22 protein-coding genes and 2 pseudogenes are annotated in these 22,821 nt (G+C 40.9%); 11 read left to right on the top strand and 13 right to left on the bottom strand.

The features are described from left to right. Positions 1-21 precede the first annotated feature (21 nt). Together DK846_RS05635 and DK846_RS05630 are read right to left on the bottom strand one after the other, a co-directional pair. Entirely contained in the window at positions 22-1,368 is a 1,347-nt protein-coding gene (locus DK846_RS05635) for a COG1361 S-layer family protein (protein WP_109967965.1), read from the bottom strand. Between the two features lie 12 nt (positions 1,369-1,380). Next, the gene (locus DK846_RS05630; protein WP_109967964.1) at positions 1,381-2,673 is read right to left on the bottom strand and encodes a COG1361 S-layer family protein; all 1,293 of its coding nucleotides are present in this window, start codon (positions 2,671-2,673) and stop codon (positions 1,381-1,383) included. Positions 2,674-2,962: 289 nt separating this feature from the next. Here DK846_RS05630 and DK846_RS05625 point away from each other — a divergent pair, with 289 nt between their 5' ends. Genes DK846_RS05625 through DK846_RS05615 form a run of 3 tightly spaced genes read left to right on the top strand, consistent with a single transcriptional unit; the run spans position 2,963 to position 7,164 of the window. Further along, complete coding sequence (locus DK846_RS05625; protein ID WP_109967963.1) at positions 2,963-5,266, top strand: Orn/Lys/Arg family decarboxylase; 2,304 nt, start codon at positions 2,963-2,965, stop codon at positions 5,264-5,266. Positions 5,267-5,269: 3 nt separating this feature from the next. After that, the gene (locus DK846_RS05620) at positions 5,270-6,712 is read left to right on the top strand and encodes an amino acid permease (RefSeq protein ID WP_109967962.1); all 1,443 of its coding nucleotides are present in this window, start codon (positions 5,270-5,272) and stop codon (positions 6,710-6,712) included. After that, a complete protein-coding gene (locus DK846_RS05615; protein ID WP_109967961.1) occupies positions 6,712-7,164 on the top strand; it encodes a hypothetical protein in 453 nt (150 codons plus the stop codon). The genes DK846_RS05620 and DK846_RS05615 overlap by 1 nt, the downstream gene beginning before the upstream one ends. Positions 7,165-7,276: 112 nt before the next feature. Here DK846_RS05615 and DK846_RS05610 read toward each other — a convergent pair whose 3' ends face one another. From DK846_RS05610 to DK846_RS05590, 5 genes are all read right to left on the bottom strand, one after another. Next, a complete protein-coding gene (locus tag DK846_RS05610) occupies positions 7,277-8,830 on the bottom strand; it encodes an ATP-binding protein (protein WP_109967960.1) in 1,554 nt (517 codons plus the stop codon). 21 nt (positions 8,831-8,851) lie between these two features. Then, the gene (locus DK846_RS05605) at positions 8,852-9,376 is read right to left on the bottom strand and encodes a V4R domain-containing protein (protein WP_109967959.1); all 525 of its coding nucleotides are present in this window, start codon (positions 9,374-9,376) and stop codon (positions 8,852-8,854) included. Positions 9,377-9,655: 279 nt separating this feature from the next. Beyond that, a complete protein-coding gene (locus DK846_RS05600; protein ID WP_109967958.1) occupies positions 9,656-11,026 on the bottom strand; it encodes a PAS domain S-box protein in 1,371 nt (456 codons plus the stop codon). Positions 11,027-11,226: 200 nt separating this feature from the next. Further along, positions 11,227-12,051, bottom strand: coding sequence for a response regulator (locus DK846_RS05595; protein WP_109967957.1), 825 nt, complete (start codon positions 12,049-12,051; stop codon positions 11,227-11,229). A 596-nt stretch (positions 12,052-12,647) separates the two neighbouring features. Next, complete coding sequence (locus tag DK846_RS05590; protein ID WP_109967956.1) at positions 12,648-12,992, bottom strand: hypothetical protein; 345 nt, start codon at positions 12,990-12,992, stop codon at positions 12,648-12,650. Positions 12,993-13,362: 370 nt separating this feature from the next. Between DK846_RS05590 and DK846_RS05585 the strand changes: the two genes are divergently transcribed. Together DK846_RS05585 and DK846_RS05580 are read left to right on the top strand one after the other, a co-directional pair. Beyond that, entirely contained in the window at positions 13,363-13,884 is a 522-nt protein-coding gene (locus tag DK846_RS05585) for a YeeE/YedE thiosulfate transporter family protein (protein ID WP_109967955.1), read from the top strand. A 2-nt stretch (positions 13,885-13,886) separates the two neighbouring features. Continuing rightward, positions 13,887-14,444, top strand: a complete 558-nt coding sequence (locus DK846_RS05580; protein WP_109967954.1) for a YeeE/YedE thiosulfate transporter family protein — start codon at positions 13,887-13,889, stop codon at positions 14,442-14,444. Here DK846_RS05580 and DK846_RS05575 read toward each other — a convergent pair. From DK846_RS05575 to DK846_RS05555, 5 genes are all read right to left on the bottom strand, one after another. Next, a complete protein-coding gene (locus DK846_RS05575) occupies positions 14,434-14,697 on the bottom strand; it encodes a hypothetical protein (RefSeq protein WP_109967953.1) in 264 nt (87 codons plus the stop codon). The two genes, DK846_RS05580 and DK846_RS05575, sit on opposite strands and share 11 nt — an antisense overlap. After that, a complete protein-coding gene (locus tag DK846_RS05570; protein ID WP_109967952.1) occupies positions 14,694-15,344 on the bottom strand; it encodes an energy-coupling factor ABC transporter permease in 651 nt (216 codons plus the stop codon). The genes DK846_RS05575 and DK846_RS05570 overlap by 4 nt, the downstream gene beginning before the upstream one ends. An 80-nt stretch (positions 15,345-15,424) precedes the next feature. Further along, on the bottom strand, positions 15,425-16,312 hold the full coding sequence (locus DK846_RS05565; protein ID WP_109967951.1) for an energy-coupling factor ABC transporter ATP-binding protein: 888 nt from the start codon (positions 16,310-16,312) through the stop codon (positions 15,425-15,427). Next, positions 16,306-17,136, bottom strand: a complete 831-nt coding sequence (locus DK846_RS05560; RefSeq protein WP_109967950.1) for an energy-coupling factor transporter transmembrane component T family protein — start codon at positions 17,134-17,136, stop codon at positions 16,306-16,308. The genes DK846_RS05565 and DK846_RS05560 overlap by 7 nt, the downstream gene beginning before the upstream one ends. Further along, positions 17,133-17,609, bottom strand: coding sequence for a metal-dependent transcriptional regulator (locus DK846_RS05555; protein ID WP_109967949.1), 477 nt, complete (start codon positions 17,607-17,609; stop codon positions 17,133-17,135). The genes DK846_RS05560 and DK846_RS05555 overlap by 4 nt, the downstream gene beginning before the upstream one ends. 655 nt (positions 17,610-18,264) lie before the next feature. Between DK846_RS05555 and DK846_RS05550 the strand changes: the two genes are divergently transcribed. Next, positions 18,265-18,642: an ArsR/SmtB family transcription factor gene (locus tag DK846_RS05550; protein ID WP_109967948.1), complete on the top strand. Its 378-nt coding sequence runs from the start codon at positions 18,265-18,267 to the stop codon at positions 18,640-18,642. A 347-nt stretch (positions 18,643-18,989) separates the two neighbouring features. Here the strand turns inward: DK846_RS05550 and DK846_RS05540 are convergent. Beyond that, positions 18,990-19,499: pseudogene (locus DK846_RS05540) on the bottom strand (urease accessory protein UreH domain-containing protein); the annotation flags it as partial. Between the two features lie 386 nt (positions 19,500-19,885). Here DK846_RS05540 and DK846_RS18195 point away from each other — a divergent pair. The 5 genes and pseudogenes from DK846_RS18195 (at position 19,886) to DK846_RS05515 (ending at position 22,820) form a co-directional block, all read left to right on the top strand. Next, positions 19,886-20,173: pseudogene (locus DK846_RS18195) on the top strand (permease). Between the two features lie 99 nt (positions 20,174-20,272). After that, positions 20,273-20,509 carry a thioredoxin family protein gene (locus DK846_RS05530; RefSeq protein ID WP_109967945.1) on the top strand — a complete coding sequence of 79 codons (237 nt, stop codon included), beginning with the start codon at positions 20,273-20,275 and terminating at the stop codon, positions 20,507-20,509. Further along, positions 20,509-20,904, top strand: a complete 396-nt coding sequence (locus DK846_RS05525) for a putative zinc-binding protein (protein ID WP_109967944.1) — start codon at positions 20,509-20,511, stop codon at positions 20,902-20,904. Before DK846_RS05530 ends, DK846_RS05525 begins: the two co-directional genes overlap by 1 nt. 180 nt (positions 20,905-21,084) lie before the next feature. After that, positions 21,085-21,330, top strand: a complete 246-nt coding sequence (locus tag DK846_RS05520) for a putative zinc-binding protein (protein WP_109967943.1) — start codon at positions 21,085-21,087, stop codon at positions 21,328-21,330. Between the two features lie 194 nt (positions 21,331-21,524). Beyond that, the gene (locus DK846_RS05515) at positions 21,525-22,820 is read left to right on the top strand and encodes a GntP family permease (RefSeq protein ID WP_109967942.1); all 1,296 of its coding nucleotides are present in this window, start codon (positions 21,525-21,527) and stop codon (positions 22,818-22,820) included. Position 22,821: the final 1 nt, after the last annotated feature.

The following is a 22,821-nucleotide window of genomic DNA, read 5'->3' as shown; positions in this document are numbered from 1 at the left end:
ATGTGAAAATCAAACCCATGTTCATATAAGCCGTCCTTCCTTTCTTAAAAACAGATATCCAAATACAAGAATTACCCCGATAAGTATCACAAGAGAAACAGGAGAGAGAAGAATGGCTATGATTCCCGGTTCGATGGTGTTGAGTTCTATCTTCAGTGGATCAGAGAGGTACACAGATCCATCTTCTCCACGGAATTTAATATCAGTTAAAACTCCATATGGTTTGACCAGGGCCTTCTGGCTGAGGGAGAATTCGTAATCGGTTGTAACCGATTCGCCAGGTGCAATTGTTCCTAGCATGCCACCAGTCTGTTTTGAGCTGACCGGGTTCACAGGGACAATTTTCGCAGTTGCTCCGAATGCTGGTGCATCGCCGGTATTGATGTATGTAACACGGACAACTGTTGATCCACCGGGTGTTATTTTCGGACGATCATATGTTATATTGAATTTTGGACCAGCGCTTACAGGAATTCCTATTGATACCGGTTGTGACTTGGTAAGATTCTGATTTTTATCTTCATATGATATCTGGACAACAGCCGGAATAGAGGAAGCATCAAGTTTATCTGAAACAGATGCTCGCCATTCTACACTCCTGGTTTCTCCAACATCAAAGGTACCAAGATGATATCCACCCTGGTAGATAGTGACCGGACTGCCCTTAGCTGTTGTTAATTCTGCTGACGCATTCTTTCCAGAATAATAACCAACATTAGTAATATCTGCACTGATAATTCCGACCTGCCCGGGAGCCATATATGAGGCAGAAATGTTATCAACACGAACTCTGACTTTTTCTTTTACTACAATCGGTATTTTAAGAGTTACCTCTTTTGTTGTGTAATGAAACACATCTGTCAGCCCATCTTTCGCGATAGAATCTGCGTATTGATACTGAATATTGAGGTCCAAATAATATGGGCCGGCTGGTGCATCAGCAGGAATAATTACTGGAAATGTGAGAGGAATACCTGTAGCAGGTGGCAGTGCAGGTAATGTCTGCACTGTATGAATGATATCTGCTGGAGAATTTCCAGGTTCAAGAGTGAGTAACACTGCATAAGGGACGATTGGAGTTGATTCTACGGGGTTTGATACATCAAGAATAAGTTCAGGATTTGTTGCAACATTTGCAACTTTGATGAGAAGTGGAGTAACATTTCCTGGTGTACATTCATAATCTCCCACTATTGTTGCAGAAAACTCCGGTTCACCATACGGGTACGGTACTGCAAATGCATGACATACAGATCCAGATATCGCAACGCAGATGACAAGCACATAGAGTAATTTTTTTATATAAAATCTTCTGCTATGATCATGGTTACAGGTCCCGAAAATACCTGAAGGAGTCAGGATGGTCATCTCTGATACTCCTTAATTGTGATGCCTGCGGCGGAGATAGAGAAATCCTCCTCCGATAATAACTACGAGGAGAATAATTCCTCCAATCATCATCATATTCCCATTTGAATCAGTCACAGTGACCGGGACTTTTATCGGGTCAGATACAAATTCTGTCAGATTCTCATCTGTGTACCTGATTTCTGAATCAAGAGCATACTGCTTACTTGTGGATCCACTATTAACATTTAATTTAAACTTTGCAACAGCAGTATCTCCGGGCTTCATAGTACCAAGATAAGCCTGGTCATCTTCACTGGTAAATGGATCGACAATTGTGATTCCTGCCTGGGCATTATAGATAGTGTCTGATCCGGTATTCGTATATGGAACAGTGATGACTCCTTCGCCACCTGAATTAATGGTATTCTGCTGATTACCTATTGTAAATGAAATTTTTGGTCTGAATCCTGCACTCACAGACTTTTTGTCACTCTGTGCAGTAAGGCCCTGGTAATCGGTGTATACCGCCTGAAGTGTCAGAGGATATTGTATTGATGGATCTGCATTAGAAGCAACAGATACTTTATAGGATAGATTTGCAAATGACCTCACAGGGAAATCTCCCTGGTACACGCTATCCTGATACGGTGCTATCGGACCTTTTCCAACCGGTTCAAGATAAAAAACTGTGTTTTTCCCGTCATCTGATCCAATATTGCTTACATTGACAATGATATGCCCATCACCTCCAACATAGAGATCTCCTGAATCAATTGAATTGATTCCAAGACGAACACTTTTTCTCAACGTAATTGGGATACTGAGTGTCTGTTTCTCTTCTTTGAAAGTGTACTGGATCTCATCCAGTCCATTCTGGGTAGCTTCATCCATGTATTTGTATTCCAGAGTCAGAGGAAGTTGGTACGCTCCTGCCTGAGCTGAATCAGGAACTGTGATAACAAACGGTGCCTGAACTACGGAACCTGATTTTACATCCCCTAATATTTGTGGGTCAGAAGACACCTGAACTGGAGAGTCTCCTCCCTCCAGGAGTGCTGATAGTGAAAGAGCAGTTGTCGGGAGATAATCAGGTGTGATAGTTCCTGTATTGACAAACTTCATATTGATAAGACCGGAGTTTGCTATTGTCACAATGATCTGGGTTTTCTCTCCTATCTGCAGTTCATTACTGCCTCCAATCCCGGCAGTCAGAACCATTTCACCTGATGAGTATTTGTCACCGGCTAATGCAGGGGAAATCAGTATGTTTAAAATGGCGATGAAAAATATTCCATAAAAACAAAACTTCAGGGCTCCAGTCATGGATAGAACTCTGATCTGCCCGTGGATATATATTTTTGTATAACACCAGAGGATTGGGTATCGATTTTTTATGTAGACCAGAATTGAGATATTACCAATTCCATTTTAAGAGATCTTTGCTCGAACCAAATCCATAATTTTGATTCCTTTCTGTAAAAAAATTTGAACCGATTTCTTTACCATACTTTCATATGGTAGTTGTTCTTTCTAAAAGTAAGAACTCAGTTTTTCCCAAGAAGGGAATACTGGTTAGGTACTGATACCACATCACATTCTCAAGGAGGAGAGAATGAATCCTGAAGAGAAACTGACCATTGCAATCATTGATGATGCTATCCATACTGAAACTCCTCATGGCCGCACAATGAAGAGGATTATTCAGAAATTAGAAGAGTCAGGGCTTGTAGTGGGGGATGTCGGATCCCTCACCGATGCTCGTGCAGCAGCAGCTCAGCTTCCGGGAATAGACTGTATCCTCATAAACTGGGATCTTGGAGGAGATTCACAACAAAACCATGAATCAACTACAAAAATCATCCATGAGATCAGAAGACGTAACGACGAACTTCCAATCTTTTTACTGGCAGAACCCGCTTCACAAGCTCCGAGTGGTCTTACGGTTGAGATCATCAAAGAGATCAATGAGTATGTGTATGCAATGGATGATACACCGGATTTCCTTGCTGGAAGGATAACGGCAGCAGCACGACGATATCGTGAACAGATGCTCTCTCCATTTTTCTCAGAACTTATCAAATTTTCCCGCGATTTTGAATACTCCTGGCACACACCAGGTCATGCAGGTGGAACTGCATTTCGTAAAACACCGGTTGGCAGAGCATTTCATACTTTTTTTGGTGAACAACTCTTCAGGTCAGACCTTTCGATATCAGTGGATGAACTTGGATCCCTGCTCGATCATTCCGGTCCGATAGGAAAAGCTGAAAAGTACGCAGCAAAGGTGTTTGGAGCAGATAAAACGTATTTCGTCACAAACGGTACTTCAACAGCCAATAAGATTGTCTTTTTTGGGGCAGTCACTGAGGGAGATGTCGTTCTTGTAGACAGAAACTGTCACAAGTCAGCTGAGCATGCTCTCACCATGACTCATTCTGTTCCGGTGTACCTCATTCCATCACGTAACAGATACGGAATCATCGGGCCTATTCATCCGGATCAACTAACTCCGGATGCAATAAGCAAAAAAGTTCAGGCATGTCCTTTTACCAAATATGCTGATAGTGACCATCCGGTTCATGCAATTATCACGAACTCTACATATGATGGCCTTTGTTATCATGCTGCACGAGTAGAGCACCTGCTCGGTCAGACAGTGGATCGGATTCATTTCGATGAAGCCTGGTATGGATATGCCAGGTTCAATCCCCTATATCGTGACCGGTTTGCAATGAGAAACGGAGCAAAGGATTCAAATGGGCCAACCGTTTTTGCAACCCAGTCGACACATAAACTCCTTGCTGCTCTTTCACAGGCCTCCATGGTTCATGTCAGAAATGGCAGAGTTCCAATTGAACACTCTCGTTTCAACGAGGGGTTTATGATGCATACCTCCACATCTCCGCTTTATACAATCATTGCATCTCTTGATGTTTCAGCAAAGATGATGGATGGTCCGTCAGGAAAAATTCTGACTGATGAATGTATAGAGGAGGCTATCAGGTTCAGGCGTACCATGGCACGGATCAACCGTGAGATCGGACACAGAGAGACCCCGTCTGACTGGTGGTTCGGGATGTGGCAGCCTGATGCTGTAACTGATCCAAAGAGCGGCAAACGGATTTCTTTTACCGATGCCCCGCTTGAAATTCTTCGTGATAATCCGTCTTGCTGGGTTCTTCATCCGGGTGAGAACTGGCATGGATTTGAAGGACTCGAAGATGACTACTGTATGCTCGATCCAATCAAGGTTACGATTCTGACACCAGGTGTTGCAGATGACGGAAGGTTGGAACCTTTTGGAATTCCTGCCGCCCTGGTCGTAAAATTCCTTGATACCAGGGGAATCATCAATGAAAAGTCAGGTGATTATAGTATTCTCTTCCTCTTCTCAGTAGGAATTACAAAAGGAAAATGGGGAACTCTTATCACTGAACTTTTTGAGTTCAAGCGGCTCTATGATGAAAATACTCTGCTTGAAGAGATCTTCCCTGATCTTATTGAATCTTATCCGGATCGGTATAGCGGAATGACTCTTCCGGAGCTTGCTGAAGAAATGCATGCATTCAAACGGGATCATCGGATGCTCGAAACCCTTTCACAGGCCTTTTCTTTGCTCCCTGAACCCGTGATCACCTTTGCGGATGCATATAAGCGGCTGGTTCGTGGAACCGTAGAACAGGTCCCGGTTGAAAAAATGGGAGGCAGGGTTGTTGCTACCGGAGTGGTTCCTTATCCACCAGGCATTCCCCTCCTCCTTCCGGGAGAACGTGCAGGGGATCAGAATGGACCAATTCTCGAGTACCTGAAAGGACTTCAGGACTTTGACTCCAGGTTTCCCGGATTTAATCATGATACCCATGGTGTTGAGGTTGTAAATGGTCAGTACCTGGTTAGTTGTATTAAAGAGGAATAAACAATGAGTGAATCTGTGCAAAAACCCGGAAAACCTCAGGTGAAAAAAGTTCTGGGAGTTTTCTCGCTCGCTATGATAAATGTGGCTGCTGTCCTCAGCATCAGGAACTTTCCGTCAATGGCTATCTACGGATGGTCCTGTATCGGGTGGTATCTTCTGGGAACGATCTTTTTTCTCATTCCCATCACTTTTGCAGGTGCAGAACTCGCAACAGGCTGGCCCCAGGGTGGAGGAGTATACACCTGGGTAAAGCAGGCCTTCGGTGAAAAGAGTGGGTTCATTGCCCTTTTTTGTGAGTGGTCAAACAATCTGGTCTGGTTCCCAACCGCTCTCTCGTTTATCGCTTCAACACTTGCTTTTGCTCTCACACCTCAGCTTGCCAGCAGTCCATGGTACATGTTCACGGTCATGATGGTTGCATTCTGGGGAACTACAGCAGTTGCATATTTTGGTGAGGACTTTTCAGCTAAATTCGGGAATTTCGGTGCGATAGTCGGGAGCATTATTCCCGCAGTTCTCATCATCCTTCTCGGAGTATTATGGGTAGTCATGGGAGCTCCACTTGCCATCCCCCATTTTTCGGTGAGTGCAATGATCCCACAGATATCATTATCAACAATTCCATTTTTTTCAACCATCATCTTGCTCTTTGCCGGGATGGAGATGGCAGGGTTCCATGCACTTGAGGTTAAAAATCCACAGACTGACTTTCCAAAAGCTATGGGATTGTCAACCCTTATCATCCTCTTCTGCACGGTTTTTGGAACACTGGCAATTTCATTCGCTGTTCCGGTCGAGAAACTCAATCTTGCATCCGGAGTAATGCAGGCAATTCAGTACTTCTTTACAACCATGGGTATCGCCTGGCTTATTGCACCGATTGCTATCCTGATAACTGTAGGAGGTGTTGCTCTCCTTGCATCATGGCTGATTGGACCTGCAAAAGGTCTTGCAGTTGTTGCTGAAGAAGGAAACATGCCCCCGATGTTTGATCACACTAATAAATACGGAGCTCCCGTCGGAGTCCTGATAACCCAGGCCCTCATTGGATCGCTCATCTCCCTTTTGTATGTCTTTCTGCCTTCGGTTAATCAGGCATATTGGATTCTTTCTGCAATGACCGTAGAACTTCTCTGCATTGTGTATGTGCTTGTTTTTGCATCGCTCATCAAGCTCAGGTACAGCCAGCCTGATACTCCCAGGCCATACAAAATTCCCGGAGGAATCACAGGAGTCTGGCTTGTTGGAGGACTTGGAGTAATAGGAGTAGTCTTTGCATTTATCGTGGGGCTCATTCCTCCAAACTACTATCCAAATGCAGCGGAATATGTCTTAGGTGTTCTTCTTGGAACAGTACTGCTTGCCGGACCACCACTTGTATTCCTGAAAGTAAAAAAGCCTTCATGGCTTCCAAGCGAGAAGACTGTTGAATCGGGTGAGGTATAATGAATCAAAAAGCAATGGAGATTGGTGCAGTTATCATTGCAGTTCTGATAATTCTGCTTCCATTCGGGTGGATACTTCTCTCACATGAACCTCCCGGTCCATTTACGAAAGAAACATCAATTGAAAATATCAAGGACGCAATGATTCGTGCCGGGATAGTTCTGTGCAGCGAGAAAGAAAATACCTGGGATGTTCCGGGAGCAGAGGGTGGAAAGACATATACTATTTCAGCAGATTGCAATGCAATTGACCAGAGTCCTGATATCATCATCCACGTACAGAAATTTAGTTCAGAAGAGACAAGAGACGCGGCAATACGCGGGTTTAACTCACAACCTAGAGGAAAACCAAACGGAGTTATACTCACTCACGGTCCATATGTGATCTTGTTACAGGGTCCTCTTCATGGAGATATTGCATCAAAGATCAAGGAACAATTATCATCATCCTGAATTATCAGGTTCATATTTTTTCAGGAATAATCCTGCCCCTTTGTTTTGTATCTTCAATTATTGATAACAAATCTTTGAGGCTTATAGGGTATGTTCTACAATAACGGGTTGATTACTCCGTTAATCCATTTCGCCTGTATACCCCTTGTGGAATACAAATCTCAAATCGGACTCCCTTGCCATATATGCCACATTCTCTGATTGAGATATTTGTGATCGATAAAATGTCTTTAATAAAAAAAAGTCCCATGCCGGTGTTTTTACCATATCCCTGAATAAAAACATCGGATTTCTCATCATTAGCAATTCCAATCCCATTGTCACTATATACCAGGACAAGATTTTCATCTTGAATTGAAAAAGAAAAATCTATGTAAGTTACTGTTTTTCCATGACGAATCGAATTTTCTACAAGATTGTAGATAACCTTTTCAAACATCCTGTCAGCATAGATTTCTAAACGTTCTTTAGGATGAGAGAGGACAATCCCTGTCACCATGTTTTGTATGCTATCCTGGGCAACAACATCACCCAGGTTCTGCCATACGGGATCATAGATCCCTAATTCCTGATACTGTCCAGTGAATTCGATCAGATTCTCAATATCTTTTCCTGATTTAAGAACATCTTCAGCTAAACTCCGGATATGTGGATCATGAACCTGATCTCTGATTAATTCTGCAAGAAGTAGAATCGCTGTTACTTTATTGAGTATATCGTGCTTTGTTATTCTGTTGAGAAGACTCAGTTTTTTAAGGACCTGAGACAGTGACTCTTTCGTTCGCTTAATTCCATCTATGTCATGAATAATAAAAAGTGACGTACTGGTATCATTCAATAACAAAGAAGAGGTAACTACTGACCCATAGAACATGCTTTGTGTTTTGGAAACCAGTAATATTTCATAGCCACACAGCATATCGCCATGCAAAATCACCTTTTTGAGCACATCTGCATCCTTTTGATTTGCACAGATTGTATCTGCCCAGGATATTGATGGTGCACCTATATCCTGGATGTCACCAAAGGTTTTTTCAAAGAGTTTGTTTTTTCCAATAATTTTCCCATCAATATTTTGAACCCATATGATGGGATCTGGTATCTCCTCAAGAATGGTTTTAAATTTATTGTAATTTTCTTTGACTATGTCATAGGCTCTACGCAGTTCCTCCTCCTGTTTCATTAGTTGCTGCCTGGCAACATTGATCGATTCCACCATCTGATTGAATGAGCCTGAAAAATCACCCATGAAATCTATTTTATGAATGAGAACGCCATCAGCGATCTCTGATGCATGCCAGGAAAGATGTCGAAGATTTGATTGAAGGGATTTTATGAGTCCAGCTGTATATCCTTTATACGGATATGACTCATTTAGATTGCCTGCAGATAATTGTTGAAGAAAATTCTGAAAGGAAGAGATCATCTCAATAATTGCTAAAAAATCCTTTAGATCTGTATCTGAGAGAAAATCAGAATCGAACTGTGACTTCCCATTAATCAGTTGGTTTTTTATTTCAGATAAAACCCTGGTTGAGGTTTTGCTTTCAAGGTACTCTTTCAGTTCTTCCCTGAAATTAACAAGATCATCTCGGGTAAGATCTGGATTTGTTATAAGGATATCAAGAGAAGCTAAAATTGATGATGATTTGATACCCTCCGTCATATTGAACCTATTAATCTGATTCTAATCTCTTATAACTGAAGCCTGAAACCTGCAGGTCCTATCACCAGTACACCAGCAATCGATCTCCCGCACAGAGTATGAGTCTCCTGTAAAACTTTCAAGAAGTCCGGCGATGAACCCTTCATCATATGTACACACAACGTAATCTAGATCTGGCAGACCAGAACAATCCAGATCTTCTTCCACAGTGAGAACAAACCTCCCCTTTTCAATATCTGCCTCTTCCACTCTGAATATACCAATATTGAATTCCTTTAATAATTCCTGGATACGACTGATAAATTCATGAAAATCAGTAATTCCAGTAAAAAGATGAGAATAAAATTCTTCACCTGCCAGTTTTCCGGCTTCATAAAAGATCAGATCAGTATGTTCTGTTCCCAGATGTTTCTCGATCACATCACGAAAACAGTACTGCATGAGGCGGTAGACCTCCAGCCGTGTACTATTCCCAAGATTTGGTCTACCTCTCTGAATATTACCTAATAATTCCCACGAAAAAGAGTACTTTCTGGATTCAGGCATCAAGGCTCACTAATTGTACCCATTCGTCGTATTTTTCATATAATAGTAACTCATATCAAGGCGTTCCTACTTGTCCGAAGAGAATCCATCATGAAGGTTATATAAAACACAATAAGCATACAATCATACCCAGAGAGATGATTCATGGGTATGTCTAAAAGCCAACTTTCCAAAATTATTCTTCGCTTTTAGATGTTACACATTTTCTCCGTCATTCAGGTGCTTGAAAGGTGAGCAGAGATAACAAATCCAGATTGTTTGTACAGTATTCAGATCTTTCTAGATATTTTTTGAAGAAGTTTCCCCAAAATTGACTCCTGAATTAATATGGTAATGTTTTCGTATTGCAGTAAGAACTTTTTCAGATTCTATCCAACGCTTATCTAATTGATTAACCATTTCATCAATACGTTGTGTCTGAATACAAATTTGATCTAATATTTTTTGATCATTGATCAAATCAGCACAGGTTAAAATTATTGTAAGTGGATTTCTTATCTCATCGTTTAGAATTGCAAGAAATGCAAGGTTTTGTTGGATCTGAAGAAGGGCAGATGACTTTTCTTCCTCCAGTCTTCGCTCTTCTGTCACATCCCGTCCCTGTGCTATAGTTGCAATAGGAGTTATTCCATCCTGGGCAAAGAGTGTTGATGAATTCCAGAGAATTGTTCTTAAAGAACCATCCCGGTGAAGAACCGGTATTTCAGTTGAACTTCCCCTGCCTTCTTTGAGTGATGATTGAAATAAATGGACACACAAATCCACCTGTTCTGGAGCAAATAATGTATGGAGAGGTATTCCAATCATTTCATCTGAAGATCTTCCTATCAAAAACCCAAAGGCATTATTCATACGAGTAATCCGAAATGACGAATCCCAGACAATAACCGGGACATTTGCAATTGATATCAGATTTTCCAGGTAAGTTTTGGTCTGACGGAGGTCTTCTTCTGTTAATTTCAGGAGATTATATTGATGTGCAAGAGCTTGTTCTGAACATTTTCGCTCAGATATATCCATAAAAACAGTTACAAAACTTCCTTTGGCTGGACTATAAACTGAAATCGCAAAATGCTTATCAAGCGGAGGATAGTAAGTCTCAAAGATCTCTGGAACTCCAGATTCGGCAACACGAGCATATATATCCAGATATGGGGGATCCTGAACCCCGTATGCTTCCCTTCCAGTCTTTCCTACCAGATTTGTCTGTGAGAGGCCCAGGTGTAAATAAAAGGCAGGGTTTACTTTTTTAATAAGGTAATCGTAGGATTTTCCTGTATAATCATAGATCAGATCATGAACAGCAACTCCTTCGGTCATATTCATGAACAATGCCTGAAACTGCTCTTCACTCTCCCGAACCTGTTGTTCTTTCATTGTCAGAAGATCTAAATGAACACGAAGTTCCTCTTCAGTTGCAGTTATCTCTTCAATAGCTGCCTGAAGTTCTTCATTTTTTCTACGGATCTCATTTTCAACTTTTTTTCTATTTGTGATATCCTGAATTACCCCATATAATTTTACAGGATTTCCATCCAGATCACGATCAGCCCTAGCTACAGAATGGATAATTTTTGTTGGAGTGGGACCATTGCTAAAAATGGTATACTCGAGATCATACTCAACATTTTCAACAACCAGATCAACCAATGCCTGATGAACACGCTGACAATCAGGAATTCTAGACTCAACATATTCTAACGATATTATCCCATCCAGAGGACGGTTTATTTCAAATATTTTACATGCTTCTTCAGATGCCCATATTGTTCCGGATGCGACATCAAACTCCCAATTTCCAACCTGGCCAATCTTCTGAGCAATCTGGAGACGCTCTTTTGTTATTCTTATTATATCTTCAGATTTTTCCTCTCAGTAATATCTCTGATTGATTCTATCGCACCAACAATTGAACCATGAGAATTGTATAATGGAGCTGCAGTGAACCAAATATAAACTTCTTTTCCGGTGAATAATAATAGACCTCCTACTTCTGCACTAAGGTTTTTTTCATTTCTGATAACAGATGGATAGTAAGTAGAAATTTCTGAACTCCCATCTATAACAAAATCTATGAGAACCGGCCTTCTTATGTGATAAAAAGGAATAGCATATTCATAGTCTCCTTTTCCCACAATATCTTGAGCCATAACACCGGATATTTCTTCCATTGCACGGTTCCAGGCGATGACGATTCCATCTGTATCAATTGCAAATGTTGCATCTTGGAGGAAATTGATAATATCCTGTTCTCGTTGTATCTGATCCTGAATTTTTATCTCTGCTATTTTTAGTTCGACAATATGCCGAATATGAGATTCTAACTCGTTGAATTCAGCCTGAATATCTCCTTTTTTCCGGATGTAAAAACCGGCACCATTATTTAATGCATCAATTACTACATCCTCTCTTCCATGTCCGGTAAAAATAATAAAAGGGATGGGATTTTTTAAATTTCTGATTTCTTTTAGAAGTTCGATACCATTCATCACTGGCATCTGATAACCAGATACAACCACATCGTACTTTTGAGATAGTACCATCTCAAGGGCAGCAACAGAATTTGCGACTATGTCTACAGAATATTCACAATATCGTTCCAGATAGGATTTACCTAATGCTAATATTTCCTGGTTACCATCGACACACAGAATCCTGATTAATTCATTCGTCATGTATTGGCCGGCTTGTATATACTGATAAAGATGCTTAGGTTAGAAATCGACAACTATTGTTCTGACAAGATCAATCATATTCCTTGAAAGTAGATAATTTTGAACTGAAAGAGAATTATCTTCTCACAATATAACTCAGTCATAAGAGTTAAAAATGACTACTCCCAAAACGGATTTATTTTTATTTAATATTAAAATTAAAAAATATATTAGATCTCTATCATAAATAATTAATACAACATAGACACAGAGAGAAGTCTTAACCAATGTAGCAGGGTTTTCCGTTAGAATAATAAATGTCCTCTCAATTTTTAACCCATATTTCATCAAATGCATAACATGGGAGTGAAGTGGACATTTTTCGTAGAGGATAGCGAAAAACTCAACGATTTTTTGTCACAGGTAAGAATAAGATCACATGATGAAACATTCAAATCATTGATCTTCTGAAATGCTTAAAACCCGATTATTTGCCGACTTTTCTTACCAAAGATCTATAACTAACGCTATTATACTTTATCTCTATAGACCGGTTGACCTTGTTCTGAAAGACTTACTTGACTATCATGAAGTGACGCCATTGAGGTTTCAACGCTTCAAATGAATCGACTATCTTTATCCACCAAGGTATGCGTTTTAAATCCAAAATATGGATTGTTCCCCTTTTTGATCCATGTACCTTCTTTTGATCTTCTCGTTCGTACTTCATCACCTCTGGGTTTATCCGCTTTAGTATGAACCGGATCTGCTGTAATGAAAGTTACATCCTGCATTAAACCTCGCTTGATTTTATATCCCGAATTGTAGTTGGTTTTATAATACCATCCAGATACAATAAAGAGATTCATTATCGTTAAGTCATTCTCTAAAATACCAAATTGTGGAACGATCTGAAATAACTTTAGGATATCCAAGAAAATTGTGAAAACTAACTCGATCATAAATATGTCATTCTATCTCATAATCTTATAATCCATAAAAATTACGGTTTTTAGTTATTCTCCAAAATATGTCAGGTAAGATAATATAACAGTCACAAATCAGGCATATGTATCATTCCAGGAAACAGAAATACAAAAAACCGGATGGAGACATTTCCTATTTCCCTCTGTATCGTTCCAGATAGAGGTGAAGTAGCAGTTACACTTAAAATTTCAAGTAATTTGAAGTGAGAACAATATTTTTTATTTTTCCTAAACAGGGCAGAAATTAGGGTCATTTTTTCTAAAAATAAAAGGAATTTAAGAATCGCTATTTCTGTGGAATGTTATCACAAACTTCAATTCCATAAAAATCCATGATATCTTAATTATGGATCCTTTGACTGCACCACTATGGTCACCATATATTGCCGGAATCGGGATTGGTATAATACTCTGGTTTGCGATGCTTCTTTCAAATCGTCCAATGGGATGCGGTGCTGCATTTACAGGTGTGGCCGGAATGATAGAAAGCCTTTTTCGAGGCAGAAAGGCAGTAGAAGAAAAAGAGTACTACAAGGAATTTCCCCTCCATGTTGAATGGCAGTGGATGTTTGTTTTTGGCATTATTATTGGAGCATTTATCAGTTCGCTCCTTTCAGGATCATTCCATATCACCTGGATTCCCAACACATTCTCAGTATCTTTTGGAGATAACCCTTTATTCAGATTGAGCACTGCAATAATCGGAGGAATATTAATAGGGCTCGGTGCCAGATGGTGCTGGGGCTGCCCGAGCAGTCATGGAATTAGTGGAATACCACAATTATCACTGGCTAGTTTCGTTGCTGTTGCATGTATGTTTGGAGTAGGAATAGGAACAGGTCTTATAATTTTTAGGATACTGGTGTAATCATGTTTGAGAAACTTCATCGAAAATCAACCATACAACTCATACTTGGGCTAATATTCGGCATAGGGTTTGGATTTCTTTTACAAAAAGGTGGAGTGACCTCATATGATGTGATCATCGGGCAGTTACTCCTCACTGATTTCACGGTTCTGAAACTGATGCTTTCAGCAGTCATTGTCGGCATGATTGGACTGCATATCATGAAGCATCTGGGATGGTTAGATTTTCACGTATTCAGAGGATCTATTGGATCAACCGTAATCGGAGGATGTATTTTTGGGATTGGATTTGCAATTCTCGGGTTTTGTCCGGGAACTCTTGCAGGTGCTATTGGTACCGGACAGATGGATGCTCTTCTTGGAGGTGGGATTGGTATGCTTATCGGTACCGGATTATTTGCCCACTTCTATCCTGTAATAAACAAAAAATTCATGGATAGAGGGGTTTTTCCAGTTGATACAGTACCACAGTTGCTCAGGCTCCCTTCGTGGATTGTAGTACTGGCAATGGTTATCCTGATGAGTGGATTCCTCATTATCCTCGAGATGTTCAAACTCTGAAATGATACTGGTACAAAACCAAAGAGATTACAACCAGCATTCCGAGAATTCCAAGATAAAAAAGTGGGTTTCCCTCAAGTGAAAACCCACTCTCACCAGATTCTTCCTCTTCCAATGGAAGTCCAACGGCATGGTTGTATCGATCCTCAATGCCCATAGTTCCTGTTGATTCTAGAGCAAACAGTGTTATCAGCACAATTACAACTGCCAGAACTCCAAAGACAAAAAATCCCTGTATCTCCTGCTTGTTCATTTCCTGGAACCCTCCAGAAGATCAGGCCGGATTTTTCCGATATAGACGATAATAAAACCGGTGATAAACGCTTCTATCACTGCAACACCCATGTTCACCGCTGCAAGTAACGATAGTCCAGATAACAGTTCACCCGGGGTCTGATGAACACCTTGTATCCCTGAAATCAGAATGATTGCCATCATAACCAGGTTCCCAACAAAGAGAGAAATAATCGCAGCAACACCAGCGCTTGAGAACTTGTTTGAAGTTATCTTATTCATCGATCTAAAGACATACCATGCAACGATAACTTCTGACAGATTTACGAGAACATTTGCTCCAACAAGACCCCAACCTCCATGACCGATTGCTGCGGATAGAATATTAACAATAAAAATTATCAGGGTACCAAGAAGAGGACCTGCCAAAATCCCAATAAGAGGAGTCAAATTCAGATGAACTCCCCCAAATACAGGAACCTGCACTTGGAAGATGGCAAATGCCGCTGTAGTTACAAATGCAGCAATAGTAATTTTTTTGGGATCAGGTTTTTTACTGGATCGAAGGAGGTATAATGCAATACCAATGAGAAGTATGGCAATCAGCCACCACAACAGAACCCAGAATACTGTAAAAGAACCATCCTCAAGATGAATATGTGCCATAATGAACCCAACTAATCTTTCAGATACAGTATCGCAAAAAAGTGGTAAATACCTTTCCTGAAATTTGGCATGATACCAAATTATGATAATCCGGAAACGAGTAGATTCACCAGATCATCACGATTTATTGGATGGTCTTTTGGGTAAATCCCTCTTTTTTTACAAAATTCAAGATATGTCATAACCACATCAGGCAGATACAGCCCTGCCTCTTCTATGAGCCCGGTATCATAAAAAATTTCTTTTGGACATCCCTCTGCGAAGATTAGGCCGTTTTTTACGAGACATACCCGGTCTGAAAGCCGTGCAGCAAGATCCATATCATGTGTAGCAATAACCACACTGATATCAAACCTATCACGAAGATCCCGAATTAATCTCTCAATAAGAGCACCATGGATTGGATCGAGATCAGATGTCGGTTCATCCATAGCGATGACTCGTGGTTTCATTGCTAGAATACCGGCGATGGCAACAAGACGTCTCTGTCCCCCGCTTAGGTAATTCGGAAGTTTATCACAGATATCTTCAGCCCCCACAGCGGATAAGGCATTACGTGCTACCGCCTCTGCTTCCTCATGATTCATCCCAAGGTTGAGGAGTCCAAACATAACATCATCAAGAACAGTAGGTGCAAAGAGTTGATCTTCAGATCGCTGAAAAACGATTCCAACCTCTTTCCAAAGATCTCCCCTTTCACCACTGGTTATTGAGCGACCCTCAACCCAGATATCTCCCTGTGATGGAAGGAGTAATCCGTTGAGATGCTCAATTAGGGTAGATTTTCCAGCCCCGTTCTGACCACAGAGTGAGACAATCTCATGTTTTCGAACCGAAAAGCACATATTGTGGATTCCAACACTGCCATCAGGGTAAATATGGCTGGCACAATCGATGTGAATGAGATCCTGATCTGGATCAACCGGAGTACAATGAATGAAGTTAGTGTTTTTTCTAATAATTACCATGGATATTCACCAATAAAAAAAGGAATGATCCATACAGATACTATAACAAGAGTATAGGCCCCAAAAAGAAGGAGATATTCTAGAATGGTAGGCGGTGGAACTACTATCACTGTCCGGTACGTTCCATTTGCATATCCTCGTGAAATCATTGCTTTTTCAACACGTTCAGCCTGTTCAAACGACCGGATAAACACAAGACCCGCAACTTCTGCAAACATCTTGCTCTGCATTCTGACCGAACGGATAAGCCCTCCTCCTCGTGAGCGTACTGCCTTGAGAACCGAACCGGTCATAGCAATTGTAAGAAATAAGAACCGATACGCCATGAGAAAAATCTGGTCAAGTGGAGTTGGAAACAGCCGATAAATGAGGGCAGAGAAATGCTCATAGCGTGTTGTCATAAGAAAGAAGATTGATGCCATAAACGAGATGAGGGCCTTTAACAGGAGTCTGATGAAAAGAAACAAACCATTATCTGTCAAATGAAGTGAAAACGGACCTATAGGTAACATCAGAATGATTGACCCGGGTTCATTCCAGATTAAAATTCCAACTAGAGAGATGACAAAAAAAGCTGGTAAAACCTGCCATGCAATGATTTTCCTGACCGGAAGTTCTGCTACCCTATAGAGAAACAGAAGGATGACATACAAAATAAGAAGCACGAGGATATTCTGGACACAGGTAATAGTGAGAATAAGACAGATTAGCATTCCAAGTTTAGTCCAGGGACTTATACGGGAAAACACTGTTGTCTGTCGTTCAGCGAGTGATGTTATCAGATTAATGTCAGGAAGATGGTCCGATATCGGAGATGTGCTCATAGATCACCACAGCCAGATGATTCAACCTGATTTTTAAAATGAGTCATACTAACTTGCAGGCATCCATCATCATGAGTTATTGTCCCACATACGCCAAATTGAGGATGGCCCATAGCACAGCACATCGTATCAACTGCGTTCCTTGAGACAAAACTCTCAAACCGGTTTACTTCCTGACATGCTCGATCTTCAGAGAGGCCATTTCTAACCAAAATAAGACTGAGAATCCGATGCCGTTTGACAAGAAACTTCGCATACATAGTACCTGAATCTGTAAGAGTCACTCCCCGGTAAGGAGCATGTGAAAGGTACCCACTTTCAGCCAGTTCAAGTATTGATTTTGTGACAGTAGAGGGATCAACAGAGAAATGAGAAGCAAGCTCATTGGTCTTAACAGTTCTTCCTTTTTCATATACGTACTTGAGATATTCCACCTTTCTGGGTGACAATTCAAGCCCGGCCTGATCCTCCATATTATACTGTATGAGAGTTACTCGCAAAAAGTTTGGGGTGGGGTAAAAAATTTACATCGAATATCTGAAAACTTATGTAAGGTCAATGATGAAATTTCATGTAAATAATGAAATGGGAATACATTTGGTGCTACCTTCAATTCAGTATAAGAATTCCTTGTTTGAATTAACAAGACCATTTTTTCCGAAAAAAACCCTAATTTCAGATCATTGAAATTGAACCATTCTGGAAATACCAGTAACAAAGTATCCCTCATTTCCAAGATATTACTCTACCTGTGTATTAGGGTTCCAAGACGGTATTCTTCGCAAACACATTGTCGAAGCAGATCTAACCCGTCTACTCTTGTGCATAGGAATGAGTAACGAGGTTTTGCTGCCCGCTTAGACATCACCCCTCTTGCATAGATACTTTCACAAGCGAGAATGGCATCATCGAAGAAGTTACACTGTTTTTCCGAGTAGTTTCGCGCAATCCATAATCATTTTTTTCTTCCTAAATTGTTTCAGATCCCATAGAATGTTCCACAAAAGTTTCATCCAAAAAAAAGAAGAAACCGGTGAGTCTGTACTTAGTTTTTTTATAAAATTCTGGGAAATGATTACATATGAAGATAAGTGGAAAAATTTTAGTTCACATTAAGGATGTAAGATTATGGTAAGTGTCCGGTGTTGTCCTGCAGACTGTGCTCTCAGGGAAGACTGGGAAGATGAACTAAACCAGGTAAAAAAAGCACTCGAGGATGAATCAGTTATAAGTATGGAACGTATACTCAAGGCAATGAGTCATCCCCTCAGGTTAAAGATCCTGCTGATGCTCAGCAATCGAGATCAATGTGTTTGTGAGTTTATCTGGGTCTTTAAAGAATCATCTACCATCATCTCAAACCATCTGAAAGTACTCAAGGATGCCGGACTAATTGAGACATATTACCGGTCAAATCATAAGATATATCGATTTAGAGAAGACGCGGATCGGACAATTATCACATTCTTACATCAACAATGGAAGAAGAATACTAAACAAACTTAGGAGTGCTCCTATGAAACAAAAGTCCTCTTTATCCGCACCCACAATTCAGCCTGCTCCCAAATGAAAGAAGGGATCTTAACTCGAAGACAGTGATCGATACGAAGGGTTGAGTGCAGGAACCGAGGTAACCCTGGTTCATCCTTTTACTATTTGTGTGAGGAAGAGATTGAAATTGATATCAGTAATTATCGATCAAAGACATTAATCGAGTTTTTTGATCTGGACATCGATATTGTAGTAACTGCATACGAAAGTGTAAAAACAGCGGGTTCAATGTTCCCTGGTACAAATAAGATAATTCATGCCAGTTTTCCGGACCCTTCAGTTGAAACAGAGACCGAAGAAGATTAGCTAAAGAAATTCAGAGAGGATAGAGACGAGATCATCACCTGGATCGATACTAACCTTGGAAAATAATTTTTAGGTTGGTTACCTGAAAATAACATCACGGTGAAGTATAATCCAATTACGTTGAAGAGTACCGCTACAAATCTTCTAAACCAAAGCTCTGCAGTCTGAACTCTGCCAAGAAAATAACTACACCGTTTTACACCAGTAACAAGAAGCACTGAAAAGAGAATCACTGGCAGGCTTGTTGCAAATCCGAATGCAAGAGGAACCCCGATTGGGTTCTGAGAACTCAAAGCCAGAGGCATCAGCATACCAAAAAAGAGTACTGCACTAAAAGGACAGAAACTGAGAGCAAAGAAAATACCAAGGAGAAACCTACCGAGCAGTCCCTGATATGAAAACTTCTGAATTAACCGTCCTTTAAGCTTCTGAAGGCCCACATATTCAAACCCGAAAGAAAATGAGATGATCTCCAGCATCACGATACCACATATCAGGAGTATCGGACCAAGGAGTAGATCACCATATCCTTATAAAAACAGGGTGATTACCCTTGTTGTTTTAGACCAACAATGCATCAGGGGAAATACTGATGATCATGATTGCCGAAAGAATGAGATGTAAAGATGGTCTTTGAGATAGTACAAACGGTATCTGACTGAATCGTCTATATGCTTCTTGGTCTCAGTCCAGCAAGCCCAATGGGAAGTTCTTTGAACTTTTTTCTCTACGACACAGTTAAGATCTTTATCCTGTTTCTGTCATCGTGTATGTTGTGACCTTGCTCAGGTCAATCTTCTCACCAGAAATAACGAAGGCATGGATAAAAACACTTGATATCATCAAAAGGATCTGGCTCTATGTTGTGATTGGTATCGAAATTGGGGCCCGAATGCACGGGTGGGTTCCTGCCGGAGCATTGGCAATGTATGCTGGGAAAGATAACCCTTTCGCGGTTATCGGAGCGGTCCTTATTGGAATTCCCCAGTGCAGCAACGCAGCTGGAATTATTCCACTTGTATCTGAATTAACCAGGCTTTGAGTTGCAATGGGAACTGCACTTGCATTCATGATGGCAGTTACCGCTCTGTCAATCCCAGAGTTGATACTACTTAGAAAAGTGCTCAAACCCCGACTTCTTACATCTTTATTGGAGTGGTTGGTATGGGAATTATACTAACAGGGTATCTCTTTAACTTCCTGATGGGATAGATGAATAAATTTAGGACGAAAGATGAATATTTCTTAATAACAAAACATTTCAAATTACGGTGAAATAATGAAATTCGAAATTCTGGGCTCCGGATGTACAAAATGCAAACGATTGTATGACAATGTGGTTGAAGCAGTGAAAAAGGCTGGGATACAGGCCGACGTTATCAAAATTGAAGATATGGGCGAGATAGTCAGTAGGGGAATCCTTATGCCCCCTTCCCTTTTTATGGATGGCGAAGAGGTTTTCTCTGGCCGGGTCCCGAGTGTGAATGAGATCATCGAGGTCGTTAAGGGAGCATAATGGCAGATCAGGCACCCTGTTCCTGTGGAGGAGGAGACAAATCAAGACTCATCTTCCCCTGTTGTGGACAGGCAAACACAGGCCAGATCACGAATGCAGCTGCAATTCAGCTTGATGAAGAAGGATATGGAAGTTATGCCTGCACATCCTTGCTCGCATCATCAGAAGCGCTTGCCAAACGGGCCACCGGGCTTGATGAAGTGCTGGTAATTGATGGATGCGGGACACATTGTGCAAAGAAGATCGCGGAATCAGCAGGAGTCCTGGTTCACCAGCACCTGGTCATCACAGATCACGGAATTGAAAAGAAGAGCGGTGACCGGTCATTTACTGCCGACCAGGTCGAAGTGATAGTCTCTGCTGCCTGGAAAGGAGAGGGAAAAATCCAGGAATAATCTTCCAATGATAATGTGAATAAGGAAGACTGCAGATTTAAGTAAAATGTCCCATATATCATTTTTAAAATTTGAATTCAGACGATGAAATCACCTTGATCACCTGTTCGGGAATATCCAATATTGGCAAACTTACAACAAAGATTGGAGAGGTACTGTTGCAATGATGGCCCGGGATGATTGATCAATGCATCTCCTATCGGATCGAAACTGATCGGTTGCAAAAACCCTTTCACAAGCAGAAAAATTGTCGTTCTTGACGGGTGTTCTGACTGGTGTGGTAGAAAGAAGGTACAGGATCTTGGATTTGATCCTGACATTCACCTGATCGCAACTGAAAACGGGATCATCAAAAAAGTGATGGAAGACCCACTTTTCAACGAGATTGAGCATCTCATCACTGTAGTTAGAGATAAACTCCGATGAGATCCACCAGTTTATAGTGTAATTTTTTTGGGGGGGACATAATCTCAGCGAATACTTCTATTAGCAGTTTTCACAAACTAGGTTTATTCTAATAAATTTGTGACATAATACCAAAATTATGGTTTTTGAATTCTTCTCTTAAAACAGAGAAAAAAGTGATTATTTTTTACTCCTACATTCAATTACCATAGAGCATGGATCCCCTCATCGCATTTGTTATAACTCTTGGCCTAATCACCATCATCAGCATTTGGTACCGGATCTCTCCGTTCTTCACTCTGATTGGAGGAGCTATTGTATTTGGACTTCTTACGGGGATGTCACCAGACTCGACGATGCAGGGGATTATCACAGGTATAGGGAAAGTATTCTCTGCGTTCGGAATAATTATCCTCTGCGGATCAGTTATCGCAAAATTACTTCAGGAACAACATTATATCGAGGACATTGTAGCAGACATCCACAAATATGTAAAGAATCCGCCAGTGATAGCTGGATTGTCAGGCTATATCCTTTCGGTACCGATCACTTGTTGTATTACTGCATATATCATGTTGAACCCGATTCTTGATCGACTTGAAATTGACACAAGAAGACGAAACATCCTCCTATATCTGGCAGCAATAGGAGGAATAATATCTTACGCCCTTGTATTCCCAACTCCGGTTGTCATTCCTCTCTTTTCTGCATTCTCTGGAGGGATGAGTCCGGTGTTCTTTGATTCTATCTCCATTCCTCTCTCCCTTCTCATCCTGGCAGGGATTTTTCTCTACTTCAGATTTGTTTATCCTAACCAAATACTGCCGTCTGGTGCTGGATCTATTGATGTACTTTCAGGTATATCTCATTCGAATGAGCCTGATTTTAATCAGGGGATTCACTGGAGAGCATGGGCACCGTTCATTGCAATATTAATCTCCATTCCCATTGCACTCATCGTCCTGAAACTTTCTCAGGGGAGCATGATCAATTTTATTATGCTCGTTGGAGCGATTACAGCAATTGGATTTGCTCCTTCATCAGTCAGGACACAAGGATTATCTCAGGGAGCAAAACATGCAGGTCTTATCATATTTGATATTTGTGGAGCCGGAGCACTCGGATTTGTTATCGTAAAAAGTGGTTTTGCTCAGGTTGCTTTGGAACAACTGACTCATCTAATTCCCATAATCTTCGTCCCTTTTGTCCTCGCTGCTTTGATCGAAACTGCCCAGGGATCACGGGTGGTTACTGCAGTAATTACTTCTGAGATTCTTGTGGGATCTGATGTAATCAATTCAATCCATCCAATTCCTCTTATTTTCCTCATCAGTGCGGGATCCTGTATTGTCTCTTATGTTACAGATCCCTTTTTCTGGCTTGTCCAGAGGACAACCGGGGATGATATAAAAACCGTGGTTACTCATTACACAATGCCGATTGCATTTGCCGGAATTGGGATATTCATCATGGCAGTTATTTTAGAATATCTGGTATTCGGGAATTTATGAA

The organism is Methanospirillum lacunae, from assembly GCF_003173355.1.
Taxonomy (GTDB): Archaea; Halobacteriota; Methanomicrobia; order Methanomicrobiales; family Methanospirillaceae; genus Methanospirillum; species Methanospirillum lacunae.
This window is presented reverse-complemented; position numbering and strand designations above follow the sequence as displayed.

Excerpts from the sequence above, each read along its gene's own strand:
- DK846_RS05550 (WP_109967948.1), top strand. The coding sequence starts at position 18,265 with ATGGTAAGTGTCCGGTGTTGTCCTGCAGACTGTGCTCTCAGGGAAGAC.
- DK846_RS05615 (WP_109967961.1), top strand. The coding sequence starts at position 6,712 with ATGAATCAAAAAGCAATGGAGATTGGTGCAGTTATCATTGCAGTTCTG.
- DK846_RS05605 (WP_109967959.1), bottom strand. The coding sequence starts at position 9,376 with ATGCCTGAATCCAGAAAGTACTCTTTTTCGTGGGAATTATTAGGTAAT.
- DK846_RS05530 (WP_109967945.1), top strand. The coding sequence starts at position 20,273 with ATGAAATTCGAAATTCTGGGCTCCGGATGTACAAAATGCAAACGATTG.
- DK846_RS05635 (WP_109967965.1), bottom strand. The coding sequence starts at position 1,368 with ATGACCATCCTGACTCCTTCAGGTATTTTCGGGACCTGTAACCATGAT.
- DK846_RS05620 (WP_109967962.1), top strand. The coding sequence starts at position 5,270 with ATGAGTGAATCTGTGCAAAAACCCGGAAAACCTCAGGTGAAAAAAGTT.
- DK846_RS05590 (WP_109967956.1), bottom strand. The coding sequence starts at position 12,992 with ATGATCGAGTTAGTTTTCACAATTTTCTTGGATATCCTAAAGTTATTT.
- DK846_RS05580 (WP_109967954.1), top strand. The coding sequence starts at position 13,887 with ATGTTTGAGAAACTTCATCGAAAATCAACCATACAACTCATACTTGGG.
- DK846_RS05525 (WP_109967944.1), top strand. The coding sequence starts at position 20,509 with ATGGCAGATCAGGCACCCTGTTCCTGTGGAGGAGGAGACAAATCAAGA.
- DK846_RS05555 (WP_109967949.1), bottom strand. The coding sequence starts at position 17,609 with ATGGAGGATCAGGCCGGGCTTGAATTGTCACCCAGAAAGGTGGAATAT.
- DK846_RS05585 (WP_109967955.1), top strand. The coding sequence starts at position 13,363 with ATGGATCCTTTGACTGCACCACTATGGTCACCATATATTGCCGGAATC.
- DK846_RS05595 (WP_109967957.1), bottom strand. The coding sequence starts at position 12,051 with ATGACGAATGAATTAATCAGGATTCTGTGTGTCGATGGTAACCAGGAA.
- DK846_RS05515 (WP_109967942.1), top strand. The coding sequence starts at position 21,525 with ATGGATCCCCTCATCGCATTTGTTATAACTCTTGGCCTAATCACCATC.
- DK846_RS05575 (WP_109967953.1), bottom strand. The coding sequence starts at position 14,697 with ATGAACAAGCAGGAGATACAGGGATTTTTTGTCTTTGGAGTTCTGGCA.
- DK846_RS05570 (WP_109967952.1), bottom strand. The coding sequence starts at position 15,344 with ATGGCACATATTCATCTTGAGGATGGTTCTTTTACAGTATTCTGGGTT.
- DK846_RS05565 (WP_109967951.1), bottom strand. The coding sequence starts at position 16,312 with ATGGTAATTATTAGAAAAAACACTAACTTCATTCATTGTACTCCGGTT.
- DK846_RS05560 (WP_109967950.1), bottom strand. The coding sequence starts at position 17,136 with ATGAGCACATCTCCGATATCGGACCATCTTCCTGACATTAATCTGATA.
- DK846_RS05625 (WP_109967963.1), top strand. The coding sequence starts at position 2,963 with ATGAATCCTGAAGAGAAACTGACCATTGCAATCATTGATGATGCTATC.
- DK846_RS05630 (WP_109967964.1), bottom strand. The coding sequence starts at position 2,673 with ATGACTGGAGCCCTGAAGTTTTGTTTTTATGGAATATTTTTCATCGCC.
- DK846_RS05610 (WP_109967960.1), bottom strand. The coding sequence starts at position 8,830 with ATGACGGAGGGTATCAAATCATCATCAATTTTAGCTTCTCTTGATATC.